The 7,233-nt window shown below is 26.6% G+C and carries 7 protein-coding genes; 5 read left to right on the forward strand and 2 right to left on the reverse strand.

What is annotated here, in order from left to right; all coding sequences use genetic code 11:
• Together yedF and ACRDBA_RS15160 are read left to right on the forward strand one after the other, a co-directional pair.
• Positions 1–282, forward strand: a 282-nt coding sequence (gene yedF, locus ACRDBA_RS15155; RefSeq protein WP_438573767.1) for a sulfurtransferase-like selenium metabolism protein YedF, incomplete at its 5' end; no start/stop codon positions are given.
• A gap of 163 nt (positions 283–445) precedes the next feature.
• Positions 446–2,122, forward strand: coding sequence for an AAA family ATPase (locus tag ACRDBA_RS15160; protein ID WP_438573768.1), 1,677 nt, complete (start codon positions 446–448; stop codon positions 2,120–2,122).
• A 213-nt stretch (positions 2,123–2,335) separates the two neighbouring features.
• On the opposite strand, the gene ACRDBA_RS15165 is transcribed toward ACRDBA_RS15160, so the two are convergent.
• Both ACRDBA_RS15165 and selD read right to left on the reverse strand, forming a co-directional pair.
• On the reverse strand, positions 2,336–2,731 hold the full coding sequence (locus ACRDBA_RS15165) for a hypothetical protein (RefSeq protein WP_438573769.1): 396 nt from the start codon (positions 2,729–2,731) through the stop codon (positions 2,336–2,338).
• A gap of 285 nt (positions 2,732–3,016) precedes the next feature.
• Complete coding sequence (selD, locus tag ACRDBA_RS15170; RefSeq protein WP_438573770.1) at positions 3,017–4,054, reverse strand: selenide, water dikinase SelD; 1,038 nt, start codon at positions 4,052–4,054, stop codon at positions 3,017–3,019.
• A gap of 322 nt (positions 4,055–4,376) precedes the next feature.
• Here selD and mnmH point away from each other — a divergent pair, with 322 nt between their 5' ends.
• The 3 genes from mnmH to ACRDBA_RS15185 form a co-directional block, all read left to right on the forward strand.
• Positions 4,377–5,495: a tRNA 2-selenouridine(34) synthase MnmH gene (mnmH, locus tag ACRDBA_RS15175; RefSeq protein ID WP_438573771.1), complete on the forward strand. Its 1,119-nt coding sequence runs from the start codon at positions 4,377–4,379 to the stop codon at positions 5,493–5,495.
• 52 nt (positions 5,496–5,547) lie between these two features.
• Entirely contained in the window at positions 5,548–6,378 is an 831-nt protein-coding gene (locus ACRDBA_RS15180; RefSeq protein ID WP_438573772.1) for a SatD family protein, read from the forward strand.
• Positions 6,368–7,233, forward strand: an 866-nt coding sequence (locus tag ACRDBA_RS15185; protein WP_438573773.1) for a DUF3307 domain-containing protein, incomplete at its 3' end; no start/stop codon positions are given. The genes ACRDBA_RS15180 and ACRDBA_RS15185, both read left to right, overlap by 11 nt.

Genomic DNA, 7,233 nt, shown 5'->3' on the forward strand with positions numbered 1-7,233 from the left:
TTAGGTGAAAGCTTAATGAAGATGTTCTTTTATACATTAGAAGAAGGGGCAGATTTGCCAAAGTGGATTTTATTTATGAATGATGGTGTTAAAGTACCTACATTAAATGAACAAGCTGTTCAGCATTTAAAGGAATTAGAAAAAAAGGGAGTAGAATTATTAGTTTGTGGTGCTTGCTTAAATTATTATAATCTTGAAAACAACCTAGGGGCAGGAACTGTAAGTAATATGTATGATATAACAGATGCTATGAAAAAAGCTGATAAAGTAATTACTTTATAGGTAAAATTAAGAGTGAAAAGTTAAGATGGTTACCATTTATGAAAGTGAAATATATGAGGATAAACATAAAGTATAGGTAGATAGCAGTAGGCGTTGTATTAGTACGTAAGTCTGGCTATAATAAAGATATAAAGAGTATATGATAGAAATTGAGGTGAATCTATTGAAAAGAATAAGTTTAGGAACTAGTGATTTTAAAAAGATAATTGACAGTAATAATTATTTTGTTGATAAAACTTTAATTATTAAAGAGTTTTTAGAAGATAGTGGAGAAATAGTTCTAATACCAAGACCAAGACGTTTTGGAAAGACTTTAAATATGTCTATACTAAAATATTTCTTGGAGAAGTCAAAGGAAGATAGAAGATATTTATTTAATGGACTTAAAATAGAAAAAGAAACAGAAATAATGAAAAACCAAGGAAAATATCCTGTAATATATATGACATTCAAGGATGAAAAGCATAATGATTATGAAGGATTTATTGAAAGTTTTAAATTTAGGGTTTCTTCAGTATACAAAAGTTTTTATTATATTTTTGATAGTTTAAGCTTTGATGAAGATAAAGACTATTATATGAATATTATAAATAGAAAAGCTTCAATTAAAGAGTTAGAGATAGCTTTATATAAACTTAGTGAATATCTAAATAACTATTATAATGAGAAAGTTATTTTGCTTATAGATGAGTATGATACACCAATTCACCATTCATATTTTGAAGGGTATTATGATGAAATGATAGGATTTATAAGAAATTTTTTATCGGCAGCTTTAAAGGATAATATAAATTTAGAAAAGGCAATGATAACAGGAATACTTAGGGTTGCAAAAGAATCTATATTTTCTGGGTTAAACAATTTAAAAGTTTATACATTATTAAGTGAAAGCTATTCAGATAAATTTGGATTTACAGAGGATGAAATTTGTGATTTGTTAAATTATTATAAGTGTACTATGAAAGTAGATGAATTTAGGAAGTGGTACAATGGATATTTGTTTGGAAATATAGTTATATACAATCCTTGGTCTACTTTATATTATTTATCAGAAGAAAATAAACAATTTATGCCTTATTGGGTTAATACTTCTGAAAACAGACTTATAAAAGAGCTTTTAGTAGAAGGTGATGAAGATATTAAATTATCCCTTGAAAATTTATATAATGGGGGAGCTATTGAAACAAGAATAAATGAAGATGTAGTAATGCAAGATATAATGCTAGGTAAAGAAAATTTATGGAGCTTCTTACTTTTATCAGGATATTTAAAAGTAGTCCATAAGAATTTTAATAATGATACTGGTTTATATGATTACAAGCTTCAAATACCTAATAAAGAAATAAAGATTTTATATAGAAGCATAATAGATAAATGGTTTAAAGAAGCTGAAGGACGAAGCGATTATAATACAATAATACAAGCACTTATTTTAGGTGATGTTAAAAGCTTTACTAAAGTACTTAAAAGGTATGTTTTAGAAAGTTTTAGTTACTTTGATGTATCAGGTAAAAATCCTGAAAGAGTGTACCATGCTTTTGTTCTTGGAATAATGGTTTCTTTAACTGGAACTTATGAGGTTTTATCTAATAGAGAATCAGGTCTTGGAAGATATGATGTGTGCTTAATACCAAAGAATAAAGAAAAACTTGGATATATATTTGAGTTTAAAAGATATGATGAAGAAGATGAGGAAACTATAGAAGAAACTTTAGAAGAGGCATTACAGCAAATTGAAGATAAAAAATATGATATAGAATTAACTAAAAGAGGCGTTAAAAATATAAGTAAAATAGCTATAGTTTTTAATGGAAAAATAGTCCATACAAAAACAAAGTAAAGAAAAAAATTCTTAGAGGTAAAATAGATAAATAGTCTATTTTACCTTTTTATATTTAGTGGTGTTATAGAGAACAGCATCTAAATAAAGTATAGTGTTATTGAAAGTTAAGGATTCGAAATAAATTAGATTTTATTGATGTAATTTTAATAGTATAGTTGGAGGCATATATATTATTATGAGATTTGAGTAATGATTTATTTAGATTGCGAATTATTCCATAAAAATTGTGTAAAACTTATTCAAATCAATCGTACCTTCAAGAATCTTATACTTACTACTACCTACAACTAAATAGTCATTATCTAACAGAATGATTTCTAAACCATCATTTCTCTTGATTTCAACTTTATAAGAATATCCTTTTGGTAATTCACCCTCATACTTTTTTAAAGTATATCTTGATAACTTTGGTATAAAGTCATCTATAAGATACTGATTATTTGAACCCGACTCAATTTTTTTATCATTCACAGTAATTGATTCGTAATTACTTTGAACTAAATTAACTACCTTAGAAGCATCTATCTTTTTAGGTGTAACTTTCCATAAAACTAAACAACAAAGAACAACTGTAAAAATAATAAATACTAATATTTTCTTTTTCAAAGCATATTCCCCCTGTTAAATTAAATCAACATTTAATACAATTATGAATTAATTATAACATATTTTGTAAATACCATACTATTCTGTTTTTAAAGAGCAAATTTGCTTAATTAGTTCTCAATATCATCATATTACGAATTACATTTATTGACTTTACACTAATAATTTATTTTCATTATACTCATGATCTGTTTGATAATTTCATCTAACTGCATACCTCCATCTACAACATAATCAGAATTTGGAAGAATGGTATTTAGCACTTTTTACTATATTTATTCTTATCTATTTTATAATTATATGATGTTCTTTTTTATCCACAACTTCGCCTATTATTTTAGTCCAAGGATTAAATAGTTCCATTCTTGATATATATTCCTTTGCTGAAGCTTCTGGCATAGATAATAATAATCCTCCTGAAGTTTGAGGATCTAATAATACATCTATTATTTCTTGTTTAATATTTTCTTTTGCTTTGAAAAAATCCTTTAAATATTCTAAGTTATTATACATTCCTTCTGGTATAACACCCATTTTTGCATATTCTAAAGCATCTGTAATTATAGGAACTTCATTACTAAAGAAGTTAATTGTTTTAGAGCTTCCACTAGCCATTTCATAGCCATGACCTATTAAGCTAAAGCCAGTTACATCTGTACAAGCATTGACAGTTAAGCCCTTAAAGGCTTCCTTTGCTGATTTATTTAAAGATGTCATTATATTAGTAATTTCTTTTATTTTATCAGGAGTTAAAAGCTCTGCCTTAGAGGCTGTATTTAATATTCCTGTTCCAATAGGCTTTGTTAATACAAGGACATCTCCAGTTTTAGCTCCACTATTAGTAAGGATTTCACTAGGATGTGCAAAGCCTGTAACACAAAGTCCATACTTAGGTGTTGGATCTGCAATAGTGTGACCACCAGCTATTATTGCACCAGCTTCTTGAACCTTGCTATATCCACCAGCTAAAATGTCTGTCATTATAGATGAGTCTAAGCAAGATGGAAAACATAATAAGTTCATTGCAATAGAAGGGTCTCCTCCCATAGCATATATATCACTTAATGCATTAGTAGCAGCTATTTGTCCAAAAGTATATGGATCATCTACCATTGGAGGGAAAAAATCTACAGTTTGAATTACAACTTTATCATCAGATACCTTGTAAACTAAGGCATCATCTTTTTTATCAAAGCCTACAATTAGATTAGAATCATGAAATTTAGGCAAGTCTTTTAATACAGCATCTAAGGTGCTAGGCCCTATCTTGGCTGCACAACCAGATGTTTTAGTAAGTGATGTTAATTTTATATTATTAGACATAATTTAATTATTCTCCTTTTATAAGCAAATCATTTATTTTATATAGTAATTATAAATCTTATTTAGAAAAAAATGTAGAGTAATTAAATATTATCCAATTAATTTAGATAAATTTGCAATAAATTATATGGTGTAATAAAATGTAAATAATAAAAGAATTATAGTTGAATTGAGAAATTTACATAAATAAAATTCATATCTTAAGGTGGAGTTTTAATTCCATTTGTAGGTTAGAAGTCAGTAACTGGTAGAGTATACGTTGTTAGCTTATTTCTAAAAAGGGCTAGCAATAAGATGAAAATAAGTTAAATGAGGTTATAAAATGGTTGAATTAAGTAAAACAAAGGATTTTAAAAATATAGTAGTAAATGACATAAGGTTAATAGATGTTCGTGCAGAAGTAGAATTTGAAAAGGGTGCAATGTTAAATTCAGTTAACTTGCCTATATTAACAAATGAAGAACGTCATATAATAGGTATTTGCTATAAGGAAAAGGGAAATGAAGAAGCAACAAGGTTAGGCTATGAAATTGTATCAGGAAAAAAAAGAGAAGATAGAATAAAGAGATGGGTTGATTATTTTAACGAAAATAAGGAGGCTATGATTTATTGCTTTAGAGGAGGCTCACGTTCAACTATAGCTCAAAGATTAATTTATGAAGAAACAGGAAGAGATATAGTTAAGATAGATGGAGGCTACAAAGTATTTAGAAACTTTCTTATAGATTCATTAGAAGAAAAAAACATAGGGGCTAAGGCTTTAGTTCTTACTGGATACACAGGTTCAGGAAAGACAATTGTATTAAATAAGGTTAAAAATTCTATAGATTTAGAAGGATTAGCTAATCATAGAGGATCAGCCTTTGGACATTTTGTAACTTCACAACCTACACAAATTAATTTTGAAAATAACTTAGCTTATAATGTTATAAAGCATAAGGATAAAGGGTATAATTATATGATATTAGAAGATGAAGGAAAAAACATAGGTAAAAACTTTATACCTTCAAGTTTTTATAATTATTTTCACAATGGTGATTTAATATTTTTAGAGACACCATTAGAAGAAAGAATAGAAAATATCCTTAATGATTATGTAATAAATGACCAAAGAAAGAATATAGATAGTTTAAATAATGAAGAACTAGGTCTAGAAGCTTGGTTTAATAATATTATAAGCAATGTAGAAAAGGTTAAAAGTAAGCTAGGTGGAGATAGGCAAAAGCTTTTAATGGAGGAATTTAAAAAAGCTTATAATATGCAAATTAAAGCTTCAAGTTTAGATGGATATAGAAGTTGGATTGAATTATTTTTAACTAATTATTATGACCCTATGTATAATCATTCTATAAATAAGTCTAATAGAAATATTGTATTTAAGGGGAATAATTTAGAAATTTTAGAATACTTAAAGGATTTAGAAGCTAAAATGATAGTTTAATAGTAACAAGGTTATTATTAAGTAAATAGATTGAAAAAATAAGGAGCAAATTATGAAAATTTATAGTGTTATTAATATGGATTTGGTTAAATCAAGAGAACTTAAAAATAGAGAAGAAGTTCAATTAAAGCTTGAAGAATATTTTGTAAAGCTAAATTTTAAATATAATAAGATATTAGTTGCTCCAATTACTTTTACATTAGGTGATGAGTGGCAAATAGTTATTAGAGATATAAAGGAAAGCTACAATATATATTCAGAAATTAAAAGGTTTTTAGAATTAAATAGCGTTAAGGCTTATTGTGGAATAGGAATAGGAAGAATAAGCACAAATGAAGCAAATGATACTAGAAGAATGGATGGAGAAGCTTTTATTTATGCTAGAGATGCTATAAACATAGCTAAGAAAAGTAATACATTTTATAATAAGGCTATTTTTGCAAAGGAATGTAAATTAGTTATTCTTGGCAAAAAGGCAAATATATATGAAGGTAGGGGCCTAAACAATAATTATGATAATTTAATTTTAGCTGAATGTGCAGCAACTACAGATAATGAAGAAGAAACATTTACAGTTCTAGATGTTATAAATAATATTATGCAAAACAATGAAATGATAGAAAGTAAATTTACAGAAAAGCAAAAAAGGATTATAGAACTTTATGAAGAATATGGTTCTTATAGCAATGTTGAAAAGCATTATCCAGAATACAATAAATCTAGCATATCTAATAAATTAAGTGCTGCAAATTATTTTTTAACAGTTTATAATAAGAGAACTATTTTAGAATTATTAAGTTCATATGAAAAGAAGCTTGAAGACATAGTTTATAAAGAAGAATCTTTAATAGATATTCAAGGAGCAGGTAGGTATGGATCTTAATGTATTTTTAATTTTAATATTATCCCATATAGTGTTTGATTTTGTTTTCCAAGGAAGTAAAATCTTAAAGCTTAGATTTCCGGAAATCTTAGAGGAAGCAAAATCAAATACAATTAAGGGTAATTTATTTCATTCTTTAATACACTTTGTGGGAGTATATATAATTACTCTTTTATTTTCATTAGTCAGAGGACAAGCTATATCTATTTCATTTTTAGTTGTATTAATTATTTCTATTTTTCATTTTATAATTGATGAAACGAAGTCTATTCTATATATTAAAAATACATCAGCAATAACTAATATATGGGTGTTTTTATTTGATCAATTAAGTCATTTATTAGTAATAGTAGGTTTTTTAAAGGTAGATGCAAAAATAGATGTAATGAATATATTTAGAGAAAGGCTAGTAAATAATAATTTCTTAGCTAGTGAAAAAGCCTTATTAACTTTAATTTTTATATTTATAGCAACTTGGGTTACAGGAATATTTATAAAAATATTATTAGGTTACTTAAGTGAAAAAAGCAATTTAAAGCTAAATAATTATTTAGAAAGTAACCAAGACTCAAAGGATGACAATGATGTAGAAGTATCATCTAGTGAAAAATCCGGTTTAAGTAATTCAAAAATAGATTCTAATGAAGAGGTTGAAAATGAAGAGGAAAGCTTAGAGGAAGAAAAAAACATATCTAGCGAAGTTAAAATAAACAGGGCGCAAAACCATAGAGGCAATGAAGCTACATCTGTTAATGGTGTGATAGAAAATAACTCTAAGGATGAAGAAAATACTGAAAAAGAAGAGTTAGACGAAGGAGCCCCAAATGGTGGTTTTATCATTGGAATATTAGAAAG

It is taken from the genome of Clostridium sp., assembly GCF_051654825.1.
In the GTDB taxonomy this organism is placed as follows: Bacteria; Bacillota; Clostridia; order Clostridiales; family Clostridiaceae; genus Clostridium.